This is a genomic window from Streptomyces sp. ATexAB-D23 (assembly GCF_000373645.1).
GTDB lineage: Bacteria > Actinomycetota > Actinomycetes > Streptomycetales > Streptomycetaceae > Streptomyces > Streptomyces castrisilvae.
Map to the genome: position 1 here is coordinate 1 of NZ_KB892083.1, position 1325 is coordinate 1325.

A 1325-nucleotide genomic window follows, 5' to 3' on the forward strand; every position below is an offset into this window, starting at 1 on the left:
CCCCGCCCTCCTCGACGCCGCCCTCCACCCCCTCATCCTCAACACCACCAACCCCAACAACCCCGACAACCCCGACAACCCCGACAACACAACCCAGCGCATCCCCTTCGCCTGGAACAACATCACCCTCCACGCCACCCACGCCACCACCCTCCACGCCCACCTCACCCCCACCACCCCCGACACCGTCCGGATCAGCGCGACCGATGAGACCGGGCAGCTGGTGGCGACCATCGGTGAGCTGGTGCTCCGGCCGATCGGCGCCGGGCCGCAGGCCGCCGACGAGGGAATCCTGCTGGGCGTCGACTGGACCCCGGTACGGGCCGACGAGACCGGGACCGCGGACGCCCCGGTCGCGGCGGTGATCGGCACGCCCGGTCCCGAGCTCGCCGCCGGACTCGGCGGGGAAACCGTGCGCCACCCGGACCTGGCGGCCCTGTTCGCCGCCGAAGGCCCGGTGCCGCAGACGGTGTTCCTGCCGGTTCCGGCCGGCCAGGAGACCCGCGGCGCTCTCGCGTACGTCCTGGAGGCCGCGCAGGAGTGGCTGGCCGAGGGCCGGTCCGCGGGTTCGCGGCTCGTCGTCGTCACCACCGGCGCCGTCGCCACCCACCGCGGCGACCTGCTGGACGATCTGGCCGGCGCCGCCGTGTGGGGATTCGTGCGTGCCACGCAGACGGAGAACCCGGACGCGTTCGTCCTGCTGGACCTCGCTCCGTCCGAGCCGGCCGACGCCGCCGCACTGGCCGTCGCCGTGTCCGCCACCGACGACGAATCCCAACTCGCCCTCCGCCAGGGCACCGTGTACGTCAACCGGCTCACCCGAGGGGCCGCCGCCGACGGCGTACTGACCCCGCCCGTCGACACCGGTGCATGGCGTCTGGGCAGCACCGGCAAGGGCACCCTGGAGAACATCGCCCTGGTTCCGTCGCCGGACGCCACCGGGCCGCTCGCCGCAGGCCAGGTCCGGGTCGCCGTACGGGCCGTGGGCGCCAACTTCCGCGACGTCCTCATCGCCCTCGGCAGCTACCCCGGTGAGGCACCGATGGGCAGCGAGGGCGCGGGCGTCGTCCTGGAGACCGGTCCCGGAGTCACCTCCCTCGCCGTGGGCGACCGGGTGATGGGCCTGTTCTCCGACGGCGCCGGGCCCGTCGCCGTCACCGACCACCGCACGCTCGGCCTCGTTCCGGCCGGCTGGACGTTCACCGAGGCGGCGGCGACCCCGATCGTCTTCCTGACGGCGTATTACGGTCTGACGGATCTGGCGGGGCTGCGGGCGGGCGAGCGGCTGCTCATCCATTCCGCGGCGGGCGGGGTCGGGATGGCCG

General features: G+C 74.2%; 1 protein-coding gene. It reads left to right on the plus strand.

What is annotated here, in order from left to right:
• Positions 1-1325: SpnB-like Rossmann fold domain-containing protein (locus B082_RS37290; RefSeq protein ID WP_037711498.1), on the plus strand; the 1325-nt coding region annotated here is incomplete at both ends.